At 40.1% G+C, this 322-nt stretch carries 1 protein-coding gene; it reads left to right on the top strand.

Annotated features, from left to right (window positions below; all coding sequences use genetic code 11):
- Positions 1-36 precede the first annotated feature (36 nt).
- Positions 37-322 (top strand): hypothetical protein (locus SB679_RS23520; RefSeq protein WP_410704687.1); only part of this gene is annotated, 286 nt, incomplete at its 3' end.

The following is a 322-nucleotide window of genomic DNA, read 5'->3' as shown; positions in this document are numbered from 1 at the left end:
ATTTGCCTATTCTTGTGCTCTATTAACGGTTTGCTAATGGAAAACAGACTGCCACCATCCGATAAAGATTTTGTGGAAAACCTTATTCCACAACGTGCTCCTTTTGTAATGGTAAATGAGTTATTAGAATATTCTGAAAACCACCTCATCTCGGGATTTGAAGTAAAGGAAGACAACCTGTTTATTCAGGATGGTTCTTTTCAGGCTTCCGGACTTATTGAGCACCAGGCACAAAGTGTAGCCCTGCATACAGGTTACAAGTATTATCTGCTTGGAAAAGATGCTCCTACTGGATATATCGGAGCCATTAAATCCTTTGAGG

The sequence above is a fragment of the Chryseobacterium sp. SIMBA_029 genome (genome assembly GCF_046535275.1).
Lineage (GTDB): Bacteria > Bacteroidota > Bacteroidia > Flavobacteriales > Weeksellaceae > Chryseobacterium.
This window is presented reverse-complemented; position numbering and strand designations above follow the sequence as displayed.